This window comes from Bradyrhizobium sp. 197, from assembly GCF_023073375.1.
Taxonomy (GTDB): Bacteria; Pseudomonadota; Alphaproteobacteria; order Rhizobiales; family Xanthobacteraceae; genus Bradyrhizobium.
The window spans coordinates 17348-37154 of record NZ_JADPJJ010000055.1; the positions used below are offsets into that span (position 1 = coordinate 17348).

The window sequence follows — 19807 nt, forward strand, 5'->3', positions numbered from 1 at the left end:
AAATAACAAGGCCCCGGACATGTCCGGGGCCTTTTGCATTTCGATGGCGGACGATGCCGATCTACCAGGCCTTCACCGGCCGGTCGGCGTGGCTTGCCTGCGGCACGCCGCGATTGAGCGACATGTGGGAATGCACGCACAGCCAACCCTCGGCATTGCAGGAAAACACCATGGTGGCGCGGCCCGGACGCGGAAACGGGCTGCCATCGGGCTGATAGCCCGTGCTCGTGAACGGCGCGATCGCGGTTGCCATCGCGCCGTCCCGTGATGCCAGGATCGAGGTTTGCTCAATCACGAATCGGAAGTCGGTCGTCTTCGGCCAGACGTTGTCCCATTGCGTCGAGACCCATTGATCGAGGCCTGGGATGACATCGTTATGCGTGCCGAAGGCCAGCACATCCGGATGGAAGAGCGGCCGCGCCGAAGCATAATCGACCTCGCGGACATAGCCCGCGAAGGTTTCCAGCCACTCGCGGAAGAATTGCACCAGCTCAGTGTTCGCAACTGGCAACGGGGCCATTGCCTGCTCCATGTTTGACCGCTCATCCAGGCAATCTTGTTGCCATCGGGCGAACCGTCCAGCAAGATATGTGGAGAGCACCGGTGGAGACGATCAACGAACCCGGGCCCGATTTCATGGAGCCAGCTCATGAGGCGCCTTATCCTGCTTGCGGCCACACTTATCGTCTCGTGCAACGCTGCCAGCGCGCAGTCCAGTCAGCCCTATGCTGGCCTTGAGCAGCGCCCCATCAAGGCGCTGTCGCACCAGCAGGTCGACGATCTGCGAACCGGTCGTGGCATGGGCCTGGCGCTTGCCGCCGAACTCAACGGATATCCCGGTCCGAGCCACGTTCTTGAGTTCGGTGATCGGCTTGACTTGACCGCGGATCAGCGCATCCAGGTTCAGCGCCTCTTCGATGCCATGAAGCAAGAGGCGGTCCCGCTCGGTAACAAGCTGGTCGAGCAGGAAACGGAGTTGGACCGGCTCTTCTCTGCCCGCGTCGTGACCCCGGAGTCACTCAAGGCGACCCTCGTTGCTATTTCGGAAACCCAGGCACTGCTCCGCGAAAGCCACCTCAAATATCATCTGTCGACAACCGCCTTGCTCGATCAGAGCCAAATGCAGCGATACGCGGAGCTGCGAGGTTACCAGCGCCCTGATAGCTCCGAAGGACACAAGCACCATCACTAGAAAATGCTGGTGGTTTGCTTCGCCACCCGATGCAAACGCGATCACCGCAATGCCGACATCACGATGAGGCCGAGGATCAGCGCCGTCAGCGAATATTTCAGCGTGTAGTAGACGTTGCGATTCCATTGCTTGACCTTGCGGCTCGCAAGGTGGATCTCGTAGAGCTTGCCGAACAGCTTGTTGAGCACGCCGACATCCTCGCCGTCGACGTTCTGCGTCGCCGACGCCTTGACGATGTGATGGCTGACCCAGCGGTTGATCGCGGTCATGAAGCCGTACTTCATCGGACGCTCGACGTCGCAGAACAGGATGATGCGGTTGACGTCGGTCTCATTCTCCGCGCTGTGGATGAAGGTCTCGTCGAACATGAAGGCCTCGCCGTCGCGCCAGACGCATTCGACGCCGTCGACCAGGATCCGGCACTTGTTCGAGTTCGGCGTGACGAGGCCGAGGTGGTAGCGCAGCGAGCCGGCGAAGGGATCGCGGTGCGCGCCGAGCTTGCCGCCCGGCGGCAGCATCGCGAACATCGCGCCATGCACGCTCGGGATAGAGTTGAGCAGCTCCACCGTCTTCGGGCACAGCGTGCGCGCCGAGGGTAGAAAGTCGTCGTACCATTTCAGGTAAAACCGCTTCCAGCCGCTCTTGAAGAACGAGTAGAAACCCCAATCGTTGTTCTTCGCCGCTGCGCGAATGAAGCCTTCGTCGAACAGGCGAACGGCCTCATCGCGAATGGTCTGCCAATTCTCGCTGAGCGGCTTGAGCTCGGGAAACTGATCGACCGGGATCACCGGCCTGTTCGGCACCGCCGATCCCGCATACATCAGCACGTTGTAGGGCGAGAGATAGGTGGAGTGATCGCCGAGCTGGCGCGCGAAGCGCAGCCGGTGCTTGCCGCGGAAATGAATGTAGATCGTCGACGCCGCCAGCACATAGAGTATGACGAGCTGCGGTGCAAAAAGCTGTTTCAGCATCTCCCGTTCCCCCAGTGATCCAGCCGGGGACGTGATCTACCCCGACACCGCCCGACCGGCAAGATATTCACCGGTGGGCTGCAATCACGCTCGAGAGAGTAAGGACGGGTGACTTGAGGCTGAAACGAGCCGAATCAGAGCCGCGACAGCGCCTGGAGACCCTTGAAGGTCAGGCGCTTGGGATCGGTTACGCCGGCGAGATAGAGCCGGCGGATGAAGGCGATGACGGCGTCGCGGTCGCAATCGGTCAACGCGACGACGGCGTCGACCGCGATCTTCTGGGCTTCCATTGGGCTCACCTCGGCCTTGCAAGTAACCCGGCCGAGACAGGCTAGGACTCCGCGGTTAATCCGGCGTTAACCGTTCGGCCAGCATGGCCGATTCACCGGGGTGGCCGAATACGCGAAACAACGCATTGCCGAGCGCGCAGCCGTTCAACGCGCCTTGATGCTCTTCTTCAGTTGCGCAAAGTGCTTCTTCAGCCGGGGCACGGCAAAGTCGGTGAAGGCTCGCACTTTGGGCACCGAGAGCCGGCCCTGCGGGCAGATCAAATGCGCGGGCATCTCCGGATCTTCGTCGCCGGCCAGCACGATCTCTAATTCGCCGCGCGCGACCTGCTCGGCCACCTGGTACGAATACATCCGCGCCACGCCACGCCCGGCGACGGCGGACGCCACGGCCGCATAGGCGGCGCTTCCTGTCCGGCCTCACCGGAGGAATCATCATGGTGCTGGCGGCCTCCGTCATTCTGCCGCACACTTCGGCCACGCGGCGCGGCATCGTCGGCGGCGTGATCTTTGCGGGCGTCGGGCTCGGCGTCGCCGCGTCGGGCTCGCTGGTGGCTGCTGCTCCAGCAGGGTTTGCAGCAGAGCTGGTATGGGCTTGGTGCGCTCTCGTCTGTACTCACGCTAGCGAGCTGGTGGAGCTGGCCTGCTGAGTCTAAGGCCGATGCGGCGACTTCGCATCACGCGAAGCACGACCATGCTTCGCCCGCTGTCCGCGCCCTGCTGGTCCAATACGGCCTCAACGCGGTGGCCCTGGTGCCGCACATGGTCTTCATCGTCGATTTCGTCGCGGGCGGGCTCGGCCAGGGCATCGCGGCCGGCCCCCGCTACTGGGGGCTGTACGGCCTTGGCGCAATCGTCGGCCCGCTGGTCACCGGCCATCTCGGCGATCGCCCGGATTTGGATCGGCGCTGCGGGCCGCCGGCGCGATCAGGAATACCGCATCACGCCGTCGTCGATCCGGCCGAACCGCAAGGAGACGATGTCGAACGCATAGTTCTGGTAGAGCCGCCACGGCTGCTTCGAGCCCTGCTTCGGCATCTTCGCGACCGAGCGCTGCACGTAACCGGAGGTAAAATCGAGCGACGGCTGCGCGGTGATCTCCGGGTCGTCATTATGCGGCATGCACTGCCGGAAATTGTGCCGGTCCATGTAATTGATGAGCCGGCAGACATATTCGCAGGTGAGGTCGCATTTCAGCGTCCATGATGCGTTGGTGTAACCGAAGGCCGAAGCCATGTTCGGCACGTCGGCATACATCATGCCCTTGTAGGTCAGCGTATCGGCGAAATCGACGGCGCGGCCGTCGACACTGATGTCGAGACCGCCGACGACCTGGAGCACCAGCCCCGTCGCGGTCACGACGATGTCGGCCGCAAGCTCGCTGCCGTCCTTCAGGCGGATGCCGTCGTGGATGAACGTGTCGATCTCCTTGGTGACCACGGAGGCGCGCTGCTCGCGGATCGCCTTGAACAGATCGCCATCCGGCACGAGGCAGAGCCGCTGGTCCCAGGGATTGTAGCGCGGCGTGAAATGGGTCGCGACGTCGTAGTCGGATCCGAGGGCCATCTGTACGCCCTTGAGAACCAGCTCCTTCACCTTCGCAGGACGGCGGCGGCTGAGCTGGAAGAAGAACATCCCCCACATCACGTTGCGCCATCGGATCAGATGATAGGCAAGGCGCGTCGGCAGATTGCGGCGCAATTTGTTGGCGACGGGATCCTGCGCCGGACGCGACACCACATAGGTCGGCGAGCGCTGGAGCATCGTGACCTGCGCAGCCGTCTTGGCGAGCTCCGGCACCAGCGTCACCGCGGTCGCGCCCGAGCCGATCACGACGACGCGCTTGCCCGCGCAGTCGATGTCGTCGGTCCATTTCTGCGGATGCACGATGCGCCCGGCGAAATCCGCGACGCCCGAAAACTCCGGCGTGTAGCCCGCCTCGTATTTGTAATAGCCCGAGCACATGAACAGAAAATTGCAGGTGAAGCGCACGGTTTCGGTCGCGCCCTCGCCCGTGATGCGCTCGACCTCGATCGTCCAGCGCGCCTCACTCGTCGACCACGCCGCACGCTTGACACGATGGCGGAAGCGAATGTGCTTCTCGATGCCGTTCTCGGCTGCGGTTTCGCGCACGTAATTCAGGATCTGCGACCCGTCGGCGATCGCCTTCGGGTCGGTCCTCGGCTTGAAGGAATAGCCGAGCGTGAACATGTCGCTGTCGGAGCGGACGCCGGGATAGCGAAACAGGTCCCAGGTGCCGCCGATGCAGTCGCGCCCCTCGAGGATGACGTAGCGCTTGCCCGGGCATTTGGTCTGAAGATGATAGCCGGCGCCGATGCCGGACAGGCCGGCACCGACGATCAGCACATCGAAATGGTCTTGCATCGTTTCCCCGCAGCCGAGGATTGTCCGCTCGCGGGCGCTGCGCGTCAACTCGCAATCATCTCCCGACACAGCCACGACGAGAGGCGCGCGCGTTGCGTTCAAAACAACGAAGCCCCGGATTGCTCCGGGACTTCGCCTCGATGATCAGTCAGATCAGCGGATCAGTACCGGTAGTGGTCCGACTTGTACGGACCTTCCTGCTTCACGCCGATGTAGTCGGCCTGGTCCTTGCGCAGTTCGGTGAGCTTGACGCCGATCTTGGCGAGGTGCAGGCGCGCGACCTTTTCGTCGAGCGATTTCGGCAGCACGTAGACTTCCTTCTTGTACTTGCCGTCCTTGTTGTTGGCGAAAAGCTCGATCTGCGCCAGCGTCTGGTTGGTGAAGGAGGCCGACATCACGAACGAGGGATGGCCCATGGCGTTGCCGAGATTCACCAGGCGGCCTTCCGACAGCATGATGATGCGGTGCTTGTCGGGAAATTCGATCTCGTCGACCTGCGGCTTGACGTTGGTCCACTTCAAGTTGCGCAGACCCGCGATTTGGATCTCGTTGTCGAAGTGGCCGATGTTGCAGACGATGGCGCGATCCTTCATCGCGCGCATGTGCTCGATGGTGATGATGTCCTTGTTGCCGGTCGCGGTGACGAAGATGTCGGCGCGGGGGGCGGCGTCTTCCATGGTCACGACTTCGTAGCCTTCCATCGCAGCCTGGAGCGCGCAGATCGGATCGACTTCCGAGACCAGCACGCGGCAGCCGGCCTGGCGCAGCGAAGCGGCCGAACCCTTGCCAACGTCGCCGAAGCCCGCGACCATCGCGACCTTGCCCGACATCATCACGTCGGTGCCGCGGCGGATGCCATCGACCAGCGATTCACGGCAGCCATAGAGGTTGTCGAACTTCGATTTGGTGACGCTGTCGTTGACGTTGATGGCAGGCCACAGCAGTGTGCCCGCCTTTTGCATGTCATAGAGACGATGCACGCCCGTGGTGGTTTCTTCGGAAACGCCCTTGATGCTCTTGGCGATCCCGGCGAAGTAGCCCTTTGGCTTTTCCTTGAGCTGCTTCTTCAGAAGCGCGAAGAATACTTCCTCTTCTTCCGAACCCGGGTTGTCCAGGAACTTGGTGTCGCCGTTCTCGGCGCGCAAACCGAGATGGACGTACATGGTGGCGTCGCCGCCGTCGTCGAGGATCATGTTCGGGTGACCGCCGCCGTGCCAGTCGAACAGCTTGGCGGTGTAGTCCCAGTATTCGGTAAGACTCTCGCCCTTGACCGCGAACACCGGAATGCCGGCGGCCGCGATCGCAGCCGCGGCGTGGTCTTGCGTCGAATAGATGTTGCAGGAGACCCAGCGGATGTCGGCGCCGAGTGCGGCCAGCGTCTCGATCAGCACGCCAGTCTGGATCGTCATATGCAGCGAGCCGGCGATGCGTGCGCCCTTCAGCGGCTGCTTCGGGCCGTATTCTTCCCGCGTGGCCATCAGGCCGGGCATCTCGGTCTCGGCCAGCGAGAGTTCCTTGCGGCCGAAATCGGCGAGCGAAAGGTCCTTGACGATGTAGTCGGTGAAGCCGGGCTTCGCATTCATAGCGGAGGTCCTGTTGTTGAATTGGTCATTCCGGGTCGCCCTCGAAGAGACAAACCCGGAATCTCGATACAATGGATAAGGTTCCGGGTTCGCCGCTGTCGCGGCGCCCCGGAAATGACGTCGGTGATCAGACGGCGCGCTTGAGCGCTTCGACGAGATCGGTCTTCTCCCAGGAGAAGCCGCCCTCGTTGTCGGGCGTGCGGCCGAAATGGCCGTAGGCGGAGGTGCGCGCATAGATCGGGCGGTTGAGATCGAGATGGCTGCGGATGCCGCGCGGGGTGAGATCCATCGCCTTGGCGGCGGCCTTCTCGAGCTGGTCCTCCGACACCTTACCGGTGCCGTGGGTGTCGATGTAGATCGACAGCGGGCGCGCCACGCCGATGGCGTAAGCGAGCTGCAGCGTGCAGCGATCGGCGAGACCGGCCGCGACGATGTTCTTGGCAACGTAGCGGGCAGCGTAAGCCGCGGAGCGGTCGACCTTGGTCGGATCCTTGCCGGAGAACGCGCCGCCGCCGTGCGGGGCCGCACCACCGTAGGTGTCGACGATGATCTTGCGGCCGGTCAGGCCGGAATCGCCGTCGGGACCGCCGATGTAGAACTTGCCGGTCGGGTTGATGTGCCAGATGGTTTTCGCCGTGATCCAATCCTTCGGCAGCGCCTCGCGCACGTAGGGCTCGACGATGTCGCGAATTTGCTTGGACGAGATGTCCTCGACGAGATGCTGATGCGACACCACGATCTCGCGCACGCCGACCGGCTTGCCGTTCTCGTACTGCACGGTGACCTGGCTCTTGGAGTCAGGGCCCAGCACCTTCTCGCGGCCCGAGTGGCGCGCTTCGGAGATGAGGCGGAGGATCTTGTGGGCGTAGAAGATCGGCGCCGGCATCAGATCGGGCGTCTCGTTGGTGGCGTAGCCGAACATGATGCCCTGGTCGCCTGCGCCTTCTTCCTTGACCTCGCCCGGCTGCAGCGCATCGACGCCCTGCGCGATGTCGGCGGACTGCGGATGCAAGAGGATCTCGATGTCAGCGGTGTTCCAGTGGAAGCCGTCCTGCTCGTAGCCGATGTCCTTGATCGCGGCGCGGACGACGCCTTCGATCTGCTCGTTGGTGACGGATGCGGGACCGCGGGTCTCGCCGGCGATCACGACCTTGTTGGTGGTCGCGAGCGTTTCGCAGGCGGCACGAATTTGCCAGGGATCGATGCCTGCTTTCGGTCCTTCGCGGTAGAACAGATCGACGATCTCGTCGGAGATCCGGTCGCACACCTTGTCCGGATGGCCTTCGGACACGGACTCGCTGGTGAAGAGATAGGACGCGCGCATCAGTAACCCCTTGTTCCGCCGCTAGCTGGCGGACGTTGCGATATTTAGCTTTGGATGATGTCAATCACGCCGGCGCGAGATGACGTAGGATTCGTCGAGAAACCAGAGCCCATTGTACTTTCGCAGCACGTCCCTGGCGGCATCCAGAGTGCGGCCGTTTTGAGTCATTTCTGTCAACCGGTCGTCCTCGATCTGGGCGACGTACACTGCCGCATTCCACGCTGCAAAGGCCGTCGAGGTGCCGATAGTGCCTGTCACCTCGTTGGGCAGAGCTTCCATATCATACCTGAAGATCGAGCGGTTATCCGCATAAGCATTAAAATTTAAGTCGCGGCCCACCGAGCCGAGCTCGTACTTCACTGCGCGCAATAGCTCATGACGGCTCACTGAGAAAGGATTTTCTCCGGGCCAGATCGCCTGGATCATTTCCATGCCCGGATCCTGGCCGTGGGAGTGAATTCCGATCAGGCGCCCGCCCGCCCGCAAGGCCCGCGCCAGAGGCGCAATGATCCGTTTTGCCCGAAAATTGACCGAGGACAGCGCGCGGTATGGCTGGGATGCAATAACGAGGTCGAAATTGGCCTCGGTCTGGCCTGGCCGCGGAATGGTCGAATCGAGCAGAAACCGCTGGTCTTCCCGGTAAAGCACCAGCACGACAGGCCGCTCATACAGCGGCATGCCCGTGCGCGGGCTGACCGCCGCGCGCCAATTCTGCTCCAAAAACGGCTTCAGCTCCGCGATCTGGGTCTCGAACTCGCCCGAGGAAGCCCCCCGCAAGGGAACCTCGTGCCAGACCGTCGCGGCGGCCGCCGCGGGCGATGCCGGCGTGAGCCAGGGCGCCTCGGAGTAGAGCATGTTGGTAAAGACGAACACCGACGCCGGATGCTCGAAAATGCGATCCGGCACCTTCTCCAGCGTCAGACGGAGGTCTTCGAGGCTGAGCTCCTTGCCGGCGACATAGAACGGCATGTGCGGAAAGCGCTGATGCATCGAGCGCAGCACGCGCGCCAGCACCGTGCCGTCGCCCACGCCGGCGTCGAACACGCGCAGCGCCGGGGGCCGCGGATGGATGCTGGCAAGCTCCAGCGCCACGCGCTCGGCTACCACCCGCTTCTCACTGCAAGTGTGGACGAACAGCAGGTATTTCTGGCGGTTTTCGAAAAAGCGGAAATTGCCGCGCGGATCGCGCTTTTCCGGCGGCACCTGAAGCCCCCGCGGGGGCGGCACGCCGCCGGCCATCGATGCGGCCATGTAGGCCTGGATCCGGTCCAGCGTGTCGATGGTGATGCGCTTGCCCTCGCGCAAGCGGTGCACGAGCTTCCCATCGTTCACCGCGCGCCGGCCGAACGTCGACTCCGCCATGTCCGCCTTACGGCAGAACTCGGTGATTTGGCTCAGGATTTCGTCGTTCTTCATGGAGTGGGACGCGGTGGGCAGAAGGGTTGGGTATTGCCTCCTAGCAAAATCTGCCCACCAAGGGAATAGGAGATCGAGCCGCCTTCCGTTTGCCGTGTGCACAATGGCGAGGCCGTGAACCACGGCGCCCCGCCAGGCAACAAACAGACGCCTCTCCTCAACGGGACCACCGCCAATGCGTCGCCTGCTCGTCGCGTTCTGCCTGCTCGCCGCAACCCTGTGGTCGGCGCCCGCTTTTGCGCAGGCGCGCAGCCAGCTTGGGCCGCTCTGCACTACCGACACCACGCCGGCGGATCAGATGATCGACGCCTGCACCAGGATCATTGCGCTGAAGGTGTTCAAAGGCGCGCAGCTCGCGACGGTCTACTTCTGGCGCGCGGTAGGCTGGAACAAGAAGGGCGATTACGCCAAGGTCATCACTGACGCCACGGAAGCGATCCGGCTCCAGCCGAACCAGGCACTCCTCAACCTGCGCGGCTCGGCGTATTACGACAAAGGCGACTACGAGATCGCGGTCGCCGATTTCGACGATGCGCTGAAGCTCGGCCCGCCTGATGGCACCATCTTCCACAATCGCGGCAATGCCTGGCGCGGCAAAGGCGATTACGCCAAGGCGATCGCCGACTACGACATGTCGATCACGGCCAATCCGAAATCGGCATTCTCGTACCAGAACCGCGGCATCTCCAAGGAGGCGCTCGGGGACCTCGACGGCGCGCTCGCCGATATCAACCAGGCGATCCGGCTCGACCCGACGCTGCCGCAGCCGCTGGTCAACCGGACCGCCATCTGGCGTCTCAGAGGCGATTACGATCGCGCGATTGCCGACGGCAGCGAAGCGATCCGGCTCGCGAAGGAAAAGCCGCACGCCAACATCATGACGCCGCCGAACAGCGTGCTGATCTCGGGCTACACCCATCGCGCGCTCGCCTACGAGGCAAAAGGCGACTACGCGCACGCGCGAGACGACTACAAGGCGACGCTGGCGATCGTGGCATCCGATGCCGGCAGCAAGGCCAACCAGGCCACCGCAAAGGTGCGGCTGTCGCTGGTCACGGACGCAAGCGCGCCGATCCCGCGCGATGCCCCGTCAGCAGTGACGCAGCCGGCACAGGCACCGGCTCCTCAGCAAACGAACACAGCCCCCTCACCTGCTCCGGACGCTCGCGGCACGCGCATGGCGCTGATCATCGGCAACGGCGCCTATGCGCATGTCAAGGCGCTGCCCAATCCGCCCAACGACGCACGCGCCGTCGCGAAGAGCCTGCGCGACATCGGCTTCACCGTGTCGGAAGGCGTCGATCTCGACCGCGCAACGATGCAGAGGATGACGCGCGACTTTTTGCTGGAGACGGCGCGGGCGCAGGTGGTGGTGGTTTATTATGCCGGCCACGGCGTGCAGGTCGACGGCCGCAACTATCTCATTCCGGTCGACGTCGAACTCAAGCCGGGCGCGAGCATGACGGACGCGATGATCGACATGGACACGATCATGGCCGGCCTCGACGACCAGGTCCGCACCAACATTCTGATCTTCGATGCCTGCCGCAATAATCCGATGGCACAACGGGTCGCATCGGCCGGCACCAACCGCACCCTCGAGGGGGCCTCGGGCCTCGCGGCGCCAACCAGCCTGGGGACGGGCGCGACGCTCGGCGCGGGCACGCTGATCGCCTTCGCTACCGCACCGGGCCAGGTCGCGCTCGACGGCGAAGGCGCCAACTCGCCGTTCTCCGCCGCGCTCTCCCGCCATCTCGGCACGCCCGGCCTGGAAGTGCAGCAGATGCTGACGCGGGTGCGGGCCGAGGTGGTCTCGAGCACGAAGAACAAGCAGGTGCCGTGGTCGAACTCGTCCCTGCTGGGCGAGGTTTATCTGGCGGAGAAGTGAGATATTCTCGTGCCCCGGACGCAGCGCAGCGCCTCTTCAGCGGTGCGCTGCAGAGCCGGGGCCCATGTCTCCGCGATGCAGTTCGTGGCCTTCTGGGTCCCGGCTCTGCGCAGCAACGCTAAAGCGTTGCTGCGCCTCCGAGACACGAGCGAGGGGAGCGTCGCACCAACCTGTCAGTTGCCCCACACTTCCTTTGCGATCTCCACCGCAAGGCCGAGCTTGGCCCACTGTTCTTCTTCGGAGAGGACGTTGCCCTCTTCCGTCGACGCAAAACCGCACTGCGGGGAGAGCGCAAGCTGCTCAAGCGGCACGAACTTGGCGGCTTCTTCCAGACGGCGCTTGATGGCGTCCTTGTTCTCGAGCTCGCCGAATTTCGAGGTGATGACGCCGACCACGACGACCTTGTTGCCCTTGGGCAGGAAGCGCAGCGGCTCGAAGCCGCCAGCACGGTCGCTGTCGTATTCCAGGAAGTAACCATCGTAATTTGTGCCGGCGAGCATGGTCTCGGCCACGGGCTCGTAGCCGCCTGAAGAAATCCAGGTCGAGCGGAAATTGCCGCGGCAGACATGGGTCGTTACCACCATGTCGGCCGGCTTCTCGGCCAGCGCGTAGTTGATGATGCGCGCATAGATCTGCTGGAGACCCTCGGGATTGTCGCCGCGCTCGCGTGCCTTCTGCAATTCGTCCTGCGAGCAGAGATAGGCCCACACGGTGTCGTCGAACTGGAGATAGCGGCAGCCGGCGTCGTAGAACGCCTTCACGGCCTTGCGGTAGGTCTTGCCGAGGTCCTCGTAGAAGGCGTCGAGATCGGGATAGACGTCCTTGGAGATCGCCTTGCGGCCGCCGCGGAAGTGCAGCACCGCCGGCGACGGGATCGTCATCTTGGCGGTGACGTGAGCCTGATCGGCGACCTTCTTCAGGAAGCGGAAATGGTCCAGCATCGGATGGTCATCGGGAAAGTCGAGCTTGCCGATCACCCGCACCGCGTCGTGCCGCGTCTCGACGCCCGCGAACTGGATGCCCGTGTCGGGGTGGAACATTTCGCAGCCGGTGAGCTTGGCCAGGAAGTCGAAATGCCACCAGGAGCGGCGGAATTCGCCGTCGGTTGCGAGCTTCAGGCCGACCGAGGCCTGCTTGTGCACGACCTTCTCGATCTCCATGTCCTCGATCTTGCGCAGATCGTCGGCCGAGATCTCCCCCTTCTCCAGCCTGGCGCGGGCTTCCTTAATCTTGGCAGGACGCAGAAGGCTGCCGACCTCATCGGCGCGGAAGGGGGCTTTGGTTCGCTGCATTCTTCTAACTCCCGGAAATCTCTAGTGGGCGGCCGCTCCGGCGACGCCGAGATGGCGCTCCAGCACCGACGGGTCGGCCTTCAGCGCGGCGCTCGGGGCGTCGTGGACGATCGTTCCGCGCTCCAATATCACAACGCGGTCGGCCAGCCCCAGAATTTTTTGGGCATTCTGCTCGACGATGATCGAGCAGATGCCGCCCGCCCGAGTGATGGCGCCGATCGCCTTTAACAGCTCCTCGACGATGATGGGGGCAAGGCCCTCGGTCGGCTCGTCCAGGAGAAGGACCTTCGGATTGAGGGTCAGTGCGCGGCCAATCGCCAGCATCTGCTGCTCGCCACCGGAGAGCTGGTTGCCAAAATTGCTCCGCCGCTCCTTCAGCCGCGGGAACATCTCGTAGACCCTCTCGACGGTCCAGGAACCGGGCTGGGCCACCGCGGTCATGTTTTCTTCTACCGTGAGCGAGCGAAAGATATTGCGCTCCTGCGGCACCCAGCCGATGCCGGCGCGCGCCCGCTGGTCGGGCCGCAAGGTCGTGACGTCAGCACCGGCCAGCTCGACAGTGCCGGAGAAGCGCCGGGTCACGCCGACGATCGAATTGATCAGCGTGGTCTTGCCGGTGCCGTTGCGCCCCAACAGCGCCAGCACCTGGCCCTCGGCGAGACGCAGGGACATGTTCGGCAGCACCACCGCTTCGCCGTAGCCGGCGCGAAGCGAATCGATCGCGAGCAGGTCAGACATTGACCGCCTCCTCGCCGAGATAGACCGCCTTGACCTGCGGGTCGCGCGCGACCTGCTCGGGCGGGCCTTCGGTGAGCAGCGCGCCCGAGACCAGCACCGAGATGCGGTCGGCAAAGGAGAAGACAAGGTCCATGTCGTGCTCGATCAGGAGCACGGTGACGTCGCGCGGCAGGCTGCCTACGACGGCGAGAATGTCGTGGCACTCGCTCTCGGGCACGCCGGCGGCAGGCTCGTCCAGCAGCAGCACGCGCGGCTTGCCCGCGATCGCGACCGCGATCTCGAGCAGGCGCTGCTTGCCGTAAGGAAGCGTCACGGTCTGTTCGTTCATGACGTCGAGCAGATGGAAGCGCGTCAGGAGGTCGGCGATCTCGCCGTTGACGTCGCTGCGCGTGCCCATCCGCCGCCACCAGTCGCCGCCATGGCCGAGGCGCTCGGAAACCGCGAGACCGATGGTCTCGAGCGGCGTCAGGTCGGGATAGAGCTGGTTGATCTGGAAGGTGCGCGACAGGCCGCGCAACACGCGCTTGTGCACGGGAATATCGGTGATGTCCTGGCCTTCAAGCAGAATGCGGCCAGAGTTCGGCTTGAGCACGCCGGTGAGCAGGTTGATGACCGTGGTCTTGCCGGCGCCGTTCGGACCGATCAGCGCGTGGCGGGCGCCTTGTTCGATTTTTAGCGACAAGTCGCGGGTGACGCGCAGCCCGCCGAACTGCTTTTCGAGATTTTGGGTTTCGAGCGCGATGGTCATGCGTCGCTCTCCGGCACGGCAACCACGGCCTTGCGCCCGGCAATCTGTTTGATGACCAGGTTCGGCAAATACAGCACCCAGCGATGCAGGCGCTGACGGCCGATCAGGACGATCACGACCAGCACCAGGCCGATCCAGAACTGCCAGTATTGCGGGGTGATGGTGGAGAACAATTCCTGGAGCATGCGGAACAGCACCGCGCCAACCAGCCCGCCATAAAGATAGCCGGTGCCGCCGATCACGAGCACCAGCATCAGGTCCGCCGAGCGCTCGAAGGCGAACACATCGAGCGAGGCGATCGCGGTGGTCTGGGTGAACAGCGCGCCGGCGATGCCGGCATAGAACGCCGCGAGCGTGTAGATCGCGATCAGGCGGCGGTTGACGGGGATGCCGATGGCGGCAGCGCGCAACGGATTGTTCTTGATCGCCCGCAATGACAGGCCGAACGGGGAATGCACGACGCGGCGGGCGAACAGGAACAACAGGAACAGAACGGCGAGCGAATAGAAGAATCCGGTCTTGCCGAACATGTCGAACGGGATTTCGCCGAAGATCGGCTGCATCTCGATGCCTTGCAGCCCGTCGGTGCCGCCGGTGATGTTGGAGAAGCGTTCGGCCAGCGCCTCAAGCAGCAGCGCGATGCCGAGCGTCACCATCAGCCGCGTCAAGTCGACGCCGCGGATCACCAGGAAGCTGGTGGCAAAGCCGAGCACCATCGCGACAAGGCCGGCGACGACAAGCGCAAGCACGGGCTCGTTGACGATCCCGTGCAGCGCAAGAAGCCCCGCCGCATAGGCGCCAACGCCGAAGAAGGCGGCATGGCCGAGCGAGACGATGCCGGCGTAGCCGAGGACGAGGTCGAGCGACATCGCAAACAGCGCCAGCCGCAGGATGTCGGTCATGATCAAATAGCGCGTGGGAAATGCGAAGCCACAGGCCAGCACGATCAGCCAGAAAGCGGCCTCGCCATAGTGCCAGCGTGCCTGGCGCTGGGCGTGATAGCCGACGTCGGAGGAGGCGCTCATCGGCCAACTCAACGCGCGGCCGTGCGGCCGAACAGACCGTTCGGGCGCCAGATCAGGATCACGATCATCATGGTGTAGATCACGAAAGGTCCCATCTTCGGCACATAATATTTGCCGGCAACGTCGCCGATGCCGAGCAGGAGCGAGGCCAGAAACGGGCCGGTGATCGAGGACGAGCCGCCGACGGTGACCACGATCAGGAAGTAGATCATGAACTTCAGCGGGAAATACGGGTCGAGGCCGAGGATCTCGGCGCTCAGCGCGCCGCCGAGGCCGGCGAGGCCGCAACCGAAGGCAAATGTAAAGGCGAACACCTGCGGCACGTTGATGCCGAGGCCGCTCGCGGCGCGGGGATCATCGACCGCGGCGCGCAGGCGGCTGCCGAACCGGGTCTTGGCCAGCACCATCTGGAGACCGATGGTGAGCAGCCCGCAGATCACGATGATCATCAGGCGGTAGCGACCGATGCCGACGCCGAACACGTCGAACTGGCCTTGGAGCGCGGCCGGCAGGTTGATGAAGACCCGCGACGAGCCCTGGATGTAATCGACAGCCGCGACCGACATGAAGGTAAGACCAATGGTGAACAGCACCTGGTCGAGATGGCTGCGCGCATAGAGGTGTCGGTATAGCGTGCGCTCGAGCACGATGCCGATCGCAGCAGCGGAGACGAAGGCAAGCGGAAGTGCGGCGAAGAACGGCCAGCCCATCCGGTTGACCAGCACCATGCAGACATAGCCGCCGGCCATGGCGAAGGCGCCGTGGGCGAGGTTGACGAAGTTCATCAGGCCGAGCGTGACCGCAAGCCCGCAAGCGAGCACGAACAGCAGCATGCCGTAGGCAACGCCATCGAACAGGTTGGTGAGGATAGAGGTCATCGTCTCAGCTTGGACTTGGGCGTCGTGGCCGGGCTTGTCCCGGCCATCCACGTTCTGCCTGGTTTTCCCGGCTTTGCGTGGATGCCCGGGACATGCCCGGGCACGACGCAGACACCGGAGGCGGGCTCCGGGATGACGCGCTTTCGCGCGTCACTTCTTGGTCTTACCGAGATCCTTGACAGCCTCGAAGGTCGCGAACTCTACGTTGTAGAGCTCGCCGTCGACCTTCTCGACCTTCCGGATGTAGATGTTCTGCACGATGTCGCGGGTCTCGGGGTCGATCGAGATCGGGCCGCGCGGGCTCTCCCACTTCTGGCCCTTCATGGCTTCGACCAGCTTGGTGCCGTCGGTGTCGCCGTTGGTCTTCTTCAGCGCTTCGTAGATCAGGTGAATGCCGTCATAGCCGCTCACCGCCATGAAGCCCGGCCGGTTTCCGTACGCCTTCTTGTAGGCCGCGACGAAATCCTTGTTCATCTGCGAGGGATGCGCCGCCGAATAGAGGTGCGCGGTGACCGTGCCCAGCACGGCGTCGCCCATGTTGTTGAGGAGGTCGTCGTCGGTGACGTCGCCCGGTCCGATCACCTTGATGCCGGCCTTGTCGAGCCCACGCTCGGCATACTGCTTCATGAAGTTGCCGCCCTGGCCGGCCGGCACGAACACGAAGATCGCGTCGGGTTTTGCGTCCTTCATGCGCTGGAGGAACGGTGCGAAATCGGGATTGGCAAGCGGCGTCTTCACCTCTTCGACCACCTCGCCGCCGCCGGCGGTGAAGTTCTGCTTGAAGAAGTTGAGCGCGTCATTGCCCGGCGCATAGTCCGAGGTCAGCGTCGCCACCTTCTTGATGCCGTTCTTCACCGCCCAGTCGGCGATGATGGTGGAGGACTGCGCCAGCGTGAAGCTGGTGCGCACGATATAGGGCGAGCGCTCGGTGATGATGGAGGTGCCGGCCGCCATCACGACTTCCGGGATCTTGGCCTGCGTCGCGAGCGGAGCCGCAGCGAGCGCGGCCGGCGTCACGCCAAAGCCGGCGATGAAATTGACCTTGTCGTTGACGATCAGTTCCTGCGCGGCCGTCTTGGTCTTGTCCGGCACCGCGCCGTCGTCCCTGAGGATGATCTCGATCTTCTTGCCGGCGACGGTGTCGCCGTTCTGCTGCATGTAGAGCTTGATCGCGTTCTCGATCTGCTTGCCGGTCGAGGCCTGGCCGCCGGTCATCGGCAGGATCAGGCCGACCTTGACGCTGTCCTCGGCCTTGGCCGGAGCGACGGCAGCAAGGCCGGCGATGGCGGCCACTGCTGCGGCCCAAACAGCCTTATGAGACAATTGTTTGCGTTCGAACATCAGATGTCCTCCCCTTCATTCCTGATCTCTTGTGCGCCGGACCGAGTGCCCGGTCCTTGCGCTAAGTTTAGGTCACGCACGCGTGATGTCGCGCGCCACAAGGCGTCTTTCGCGCCCTTATTGTCAATCGGACGTTTGGCGACCATTCGGCGCAAGCCGAGCGTTCCGATTGCCGACATCCGAAAGCGATGTCGGAGTTACGTCGGGGTAACCCGGGCATCGCGATTGCGGTCGCCATCATTTGTACGATTGTACAAATAAAATGGACCTGTCAACGAAAAAGCCCCCTCGCTGATCAAGCCACTTTGCCGCGAGCCCTTGCCGGAGTCTACAAACGCAGCCAGCCGGGTGGATGGAGGATTTCGCCTTTCATTTGCAGAATTTGAACATCTTCGTGGCTTGGATCGGCATTCGCCGGTAGCTAATTACCTACCTCGAATAAGTCTCTTTTACCTTGTTGAAGGCTACTCTCACGGCGCCAGCCCTGGCGTCCAAAATGACTGACCTCGCGCGTGCCGGTACAATGCCCAAGTTTTTTCGTTCCCTCCTGATCCTTCTCACACTCGCCGGGGGGCTATCCGGCTGCGGCACCGTGAACGAAAAGCTCTCGTCCGGCATGGGCGACTACGTCCCGCAATGGGCCGGCGGTCTGCCGGCCGACGCACCGCCGCGACCCGGCACGCCGCAATACGATGCGTACCTGAAGGAGCGCGAGCGCAAGCGGCTAATGCCGGCAGCGGATCGCGAAAAGGAAGAGCAGGCGCAGAAGGGCGCAACGGGGTCTACGTCGGGCAACGCGGTGCGCTAGAACAGTGCGCTCCCTCGCCCTGCAAGCGGGAGCGGTGAAGCAACATCAATCCATAAACACCACGGTCTTGCGGCCGTTGAGGATGACGCGGTCGTCGAGGTGGTAGCGGATCGCACGCGCCAGCACGCGACGCTCGATGTCGCGGCCCTTGCGGACGAGATCCTCCGGCGTATCGCGATGGCTGATGCGCTCGACGTCCTGGTCGATGATCGGGCCCTCGTCGAGATCGCGTGTGACGTAATGCGCGGTGGCGCCGATCAGCTTGACGCCGCGCTCATGGGCCTGGTGATAGGGTTTTGCGCCCTTGAAACCCGGCAGGAACGAGTGGTGGATGTTGATGCAGCGGCCCGACAGATTTGCCGAGAGATCGTCCGACAATATCTGCATGTAGCGGGCGAGCACGACGAGATCGGCCCCGGTCTTGGCGACGAGGTCGAGGATCTGCGCCTCCTGCTCGCGCTTGGTCTCTTTCGTAACAGGCAGATAGTGGAAGGGAACCCCGCCGAAATCGAGCCCGTCATAGACCTCGCGCGGATGGTTGGAAACGATTGCGGCCAAATTCATCGGCAGCTCGCCGGTGCGCCAACGATAGAGGATGTCGACTAGGCAGTGGTCGGACTTCGACACCAGCAGCATCACCTTGCGATGCGCGGCACGGTCGCGCATCTGCCATTCCATGCCGAAACGCTCGGCAATCGCGGCAAAGCCGGTCTGGAGCGCCGACAGCTCCACGGCAAGGTCGGCGGCGGTGAACACCACCCGCATGAAGAACTTCTTGGTCTCGATGTCGTCGAACTGCTGGGCGTCGAGAATGTTCTGTCCGTTATGGGCCAGGAAGGTCGACACTGCCGAGACGATGCCGGGACGATCCGGACAGGACAGGGTCAGGACATATTGATGATCGGGCATGGGCCTTGATGAAGGTTTGGGCAGCGGCTGCGAAACGACCCGCGATTTGCGCACTGCTCTATCACCGACCCCACCCTTGCGCCAATCCCAAGACTTGAATGAACATAATGCGAGGAATCAGGCTGAATGTACCATTGCTTTGATTGACCGGAGTGCGCCGATGGCCGACCGCTTGAACGGTTACCGCATCCTGATCCTGGAAACGCGCGAGGAGGCGCAGTTCTCGAAGCTGCTGGCCGAGCAAGGCGCCGAGGTCGTGCAGTGCCCGATGTTCACCATCCAGGATGCACCCGACCCCGCCCCGGTCGAGGCCTGGATCCGCCGTGCCGTCGACAAACCGTTCGACGACCTCGTCCTGATGACCGGCGAAGGCCTGCGCCGGATCATGAAACTCGCCGTCGCGCGCGGGCTCGACCAAGCCTTTGTCGCGGCGCTCGGCAAGGCGCGAAAATTCACCCGTGGCCCGAAGCCCGGCAAGGCACTGCGCGAAGTCGGACTCGAAGCGCAGCAGACCACGGAGAAGCCGACCACCGAGGGCGTGATCGAGATGCTCGGCAAGCTCGACCTGAAGGGGCATCGCCTCGGCCTCCAGCTCTATCCTGACAAGGACCACAGCGCGCTGACCGGCGCGCTTGCCGCGCAAGGCGCCGTTGTCGATGCCGTGCTGCCTTATGCCTACGACTCAAAGGCAGCGGATGCGAACATCGTCACCGCGATCGACGACATGGTCGAGGGGCGAATCGATTCGATTGCGCTGACCAATCTTGGCCAAGTGCGCCGCCTGATCGAAGCCGCGAAGGCGCATGGCAGCGAGGCGAAGCTGCGCGCAGGTTTCGAGCGCACTTTGATCGCCTCGGTGGGACCTGCTGTCTCAGGCGAACTCGCCGCGCATGGCCTGCGCACCGACGTCTCGCCCGCGGATGAAGCTTATTTCATGCGGCCGCTGATCTCGGCGATGGCCGCGGCGCTGGCGGAGCGGAAGCCGAGACCCGCGGCGACGTAGGAGCCGAGCGCGGGGCCGG

At 63.5% G+C, this 19807-nt stretch carries 18 protein-coding genes and 2 pseudogenes; 5 read left to right on the forward strand and 15 right to left on the reverse strand.

Features of this window, described 5'->3' with window-relative positions; all coding sequences use genetic code 11:
* Positions 1–61: 61 nt before the first annotated feature.
* Positions 62–520, reverse strand: coding sequence for a YybH family protein (locus IVB27_RS11480; protein WP_247443637.1), 459 nt, complete (start codon positions 518–520; stop codon positions 62–64).
* Positions 521–649: 129 nt separating this feature from the next.
* Between IVB27_RS11480 and IVB27_RS11485 the strand changes: the two genes are divergently transcribed.
* Entirely contained in the window at positions 650–1192 is a 543-nt protein-coding gene (locus IVB27_RS11485) for a periplasmic heavy metal sensor (protein ID WP_247443638.1), read from the forward strand.
* 41 nt (positions 1193–1233) lie between these two features.
* Here the strand turns inward: IVB27_RS11485 and IVB27_RS11490 are convergent, their stop codons facing one another.
* From IVB27_RS11490 to IVB27_RS11500, 3 genes and pseudogenes are all read right to left on the reverse strand, one after another.
* Entirely contained in the window at positions 1234–2163 is a 930-nt protein-coding gene (locus IVB27_RS11490; RefSeq protein ID WP_247443639.1) for an aspartyl/asparaginyl beta-hydroxylase domain-containing protein, read from the reverse strand.
* A 134-nt stretch (positions 2164–2297) separates the two neighbouring features.
* Positions 2298–2453: a hypothetical protein gene (locus IVB27_RS11495; protein ID WP_247352127.1), complete on the reverse strand. Its 156-nt coding sequence runs from the start codon at positions 2451–2453 to the stop codon at positions 2298–2300.
* 144 nt (positions 2454–2597) lie between these two features.
* Positions 2598–2858, reverse strand: a pseudogene (locus tag IVB27_RS11500) (LysR substrate-binding domain-containing protein); the annotation flags it as partial.
* Between IVB27_RS11500 and IVB27_RS11505 the strand changes: the two are divergent.
* A pseudogene (locus IVB27_RS11505) lies at positions 2855–3391 on the forward strand (YbfB/YjiJ family MFS transporter); the annotation flags it as partial. The pseudogenes IVB27_RS11500 and IVB27_RS11505 overlap by 4 nt on opposite strands.
* Here IVB27_RS11505 and IVB27_RS11510 read toward each other — a convergent pair.
* The 4 genes from IVB27_RS11510 to IVB27_RS11525 all read right to left on the reverse strand — a co-directional run bounded on the left by IVB27_RS11510 (position 3378) and on the right by IVB27_RS11525 (position 9158).
* Positions 3378–4835: a flavin-containing monooxygenase gene (locus tag IVB27_RS11510; protein WP_247443640.1), complete on the reverse strand. Its 1458-nt coding sequence runs from the start codon at positions 4833–4835 to the stop codon at positions 3378–3380. The pseudogene IVB27_RS11505 and the gene IVB27_RS11510 overlap by 14 nt on opposite strands.
* Before the next feature lie 161 nt (positions 4836–4996).
* Complete coding sequence (gene ahcY, locus IVB27_RS11515; protein ID WP_247443641.1) at positions 4997–6418, reverse strand: adenosylhomocysteinase; 1422 nt, start codon at positions 6416–6418, stop codon at positions 4997–4999.
* A gap of 127 nt (positions 6419–6545) precedes the next feature.
* Positions 6546–7742, reverse strand: a complete 1197-nt coding sequence (metK, locus tag IVB27_RS11520; RefSeq protein ID WP_247352142.1) for a methionine adenosyltransferase — start codon at positions 7740–7742, stop codon at positions 6546–6548.
* 60 nt (positions 7743–7802) lie between these two features.
* Entirely contained in the window at positions 7803–9158 is a 1356-nt protein-coding gene (locus IVB27_RS11525; protein WP_247444024.1) for a hypothetical protein, read from the reverse strand.
* Between the two features lie 175 nt (positions 9159–9333).
* On the opposite strand from IVB27_RS11525, the gene IVB27_RS11530 reads away from it, so the two are divergent.
* The gene (locus IVB27_RS11530) at positions 9334–11046 is read left to right on the forward strand and encodes a caspase family protein (protein ID WP_247443642.1); all 1713 of its coding nucleotides are present in this window, start codon (positions 9334–9336) and stop codon (positions 11044–11046) included.
* A 173-nt stretch (positions 11047–11219) separates the two neighbouring features.
* On the opposite strand, the gene IVB27_RS11535 is transcribed toward IVB27_RS11530, so the two are convergent.
* The 6 genes from IVB27_RS11535 to IVB27_RS11560 form a co-directional block, all read right to left on the reverse strand.
* Complete coding sequence (locus IVB27_RS11535) at positions 11220–12338, reverse strand: cobalamin-independent methionine synthase II family protein (protein ID WP_247352145.1); 1119 nt, start codon at positions 12336–12338, stop codon at positions 11220–11222.
* A 21-nt stretch (positions 12339–12359) separates the two neighbouring features.
* On the reverse strand, positions 12360–13076 hold the full coding sequence (locus IVB27_RS11540; RefSeq protein ID WP_247352147.1) for an ABC transporter ATP-binding protein: 717 nt from the start codon (positions 13074–13076) through the stop codon (positions 12360–12362).
* Positions 13069–13824: an ABC transporter ATP-binding protein gene (locus IVB27_RS11545; RefSeq protein ID WP_247443643.1), complete on the reverse strand. Its 756-nt coding sequence runs from the start codon at positions 13822–13824 to the stop codon at positions 13069–13071. The genes IVB27_RS11540 and IVB27_RS11545 overlap by 8 nt, the downstream gene beginning before the upstream one ends.
* Positions 13821–14849, reverse strand: a complete 1029-nt coding sequence (locus IVB27_RS11550) for a branched-chain amino acid ABC transporter permease (RefSeq protein ID WP_247443644.1) — start codon at positions 14847–14849, stop codon at positions 13821–13823. The genes IVB27_RS11545 and IVB27_RS11550 overlap by 4 nt, the downstream gene beginning before the upstream one ends.
* Before the next feature lie 8 nt (positions 14850–14857).
* Positions 14858–15727 (reverse strand): branched-chain amino acid ABC transporter permease, encoded by an 870-nt coding sequence (locus tag IVB27_RS11555; RefSeq protein ID WP_063982180.1) that lies wholly within the window; start codon positions 15725–15727, stop codon positions 14858–14860.
* Between the two features lie 150 nt (positions 15728–15877).
* The gene (locus tag IVB27_RS11560) at positions 15878–17068 is read right to left on the reverse strand and encodes an ABC transporter substrate-binding protein (protein ID WP_247352155.1); all 1191 of its coding nucleotides are present in this window, start codon (positions 17066–17068) and stop codon (positions 15878–15880) included.
* Between the two features lie 523 nt (positions 17069–17591).
* Here IVB27_RS11560 and IVB27_RS11565 point away from each other — a divergent pair.
* The gene (locus tag IVB27_RS11565; RefSeq protein ID WP_247444025.1) at positions 17592–17876 is read left to right on the forward strand and encodes a hypothetical protein; all 285 of its coding nucleotides are present in this window, start codon (positions 17592–17594) and stop codon (positions 17874–17876) included.
* A 45-nt stretch (positions 17877–17921) separates the two neighbouring features.
* Here IVB27_RS11565 and purU read toward each other — a convergent pair whose 3' ends face one another.
* Positions 17922–18785, reverse strand: coding sequence for a formyltetrahydrofolate deformylase (gene purU, locus IVB27_RS11570; RefSeq protein ID WP_247443645.1), 864 nt, complete (start codon positions 18783–18785; stop codon positions 17922–17924).
* Between the two features lie 160 nt (positions 18786–18945).
* On the opposite strand from purU, the gene IVB27_RS11575 reads away from it, so the two are divergent.
* Positions 18946–19788 (forward strand): uroporphyrinogen-III synthase, encoded by an 843-nt coding sequence (locus IVB27_RS11575; RefSeq protein WP_247443646.1) that lies wholly within the window; start codon positions 18946–18948, stop codon positions 19786–19788.
* The last annotated feature ends 19 nt before the right edge of the window (positions 19789–19807 follow it).

Coding starts and splice junctions, on each gene's coding strand:
- IVB27_RS11495 (WP_247352127.1), bottom strand. CDS start 2,453: ATGGAAGCCCAGAAGATCGCGGTCGACGCCGTCGTCGCGTTGACCGAT.
- IVB27_RS11485 (WP_247443638.1), top strand. CDS start 650: ATGAGGCGCCTTATCCTGCTTGCGGCCACACTTATCGTCTCGTGCAAC.
- ahcY (WP_247443641.1), bottom strand. CDS start 6,418: ATGAATGCGAAGCCCGGCTTCACCGACTACATCGTCAAGGACCTTTCG.
- IVB27_RS11530 (WP_247443642.1), top strand. CDS start 9,334: ATGCGTCGCCTGCTCGTCGCGTTCTGCCTGCTCGCCGCAACCCTGTGG.
- IVB27_RS11560 (WP_247352155.1), bottom strand. CDS start 17,068: ATGTTCGAACGCAAACAATTGTCTCATAAGGCTGTTTGGGCCGCAGCA.
- IVB27_RS11555 (WP_063982180.1), bottom strand. CDS start 15,727: ATGACCTCTATCCTCACCAACCTGTTCGATGGCGTTGCCTACGGCATG.
- IVB27_RS11575 (WP_247443646.1), top strand. CDS start 18,946: ATGGCCGACCGCTTGAACGGTTACCGCATCCTGATCCTGGAAACGCGC.
- purU (WP_247443645.1), bottom strand. CDS start 18,785: ATGCCCGATCATCAATATGTCCTGACCCTGTCCTGTCCGGATCGTCCC.
- IVB27_RS11540 (WP_247352147.1), bottom strand. CDS start 13,076: ATGTCTGACCTGCTCGCGATCGATTCGCTTCGCGCCGGCTACGGCGAA.
- IVB27_RS11535 (WP_247352145.1), bottom strand. CDS start 12,338: ATGCAGCGAACCAAAGCCCCCTTCCGCGCCGATGAGGTCGGCAGCCTT.
- IVB27_RS11490 (WP_247443639.1), bottom strand. CDS start 2,163: ATGCTGAAACAGCTTTTTGCACCGCAGCTCGTCATACTCTATGTGCTG.
- IVB27_RS11510 (WP_247443640.1), bottom strand. CDS start 4,835: ATGCAAGACCATTTCGATGTGCTGATCGTCGGTGCCGGCCTGTCCGGC.
- IVB27_RS11565 (WP_247444025.1), top strand. CDS start 17,592: ATGCCCAAGTTTTTTCGTTCCCTCCTGATCCTTCTCACACTCGCCGGG.
- IVB27_RS11525 (WP_247444024.1), bottom strand. CDS start 9,158: ATGAAGAACGACGAAATCCTGAGCCAAATCACCGAGTTCTGCCGTAAG.
- IVB27_RS11545 (WP_247443643.1), bottom strand. CDS start 13,824: ATGACCATCGCGCTCGAAACCCAAAATCTCGAAAAGCAGTTCGGCGGG.
- IVB27_RS11550 (WP_247443644.1), bottom strand. CDS start 14,849: ATGAGCGCCTCCTCCGACGTCGGCTATCACGCCCAGCGCCAGGCACGC.
- metK (WP_247352142.1), bottom strand. CDS start 7,742: ATGCGCGCGTCCTATCTCTTCACCAGCGAGTCCGTGTCCGAAGGCCAT.
- IVB27_RS11480 (WP_247443637.1), bottom strand. CDS start 520: ATGGCCCCGTTGCCAGTTGCGAACACTGAGCTGGTGCAATTCTTCCGC.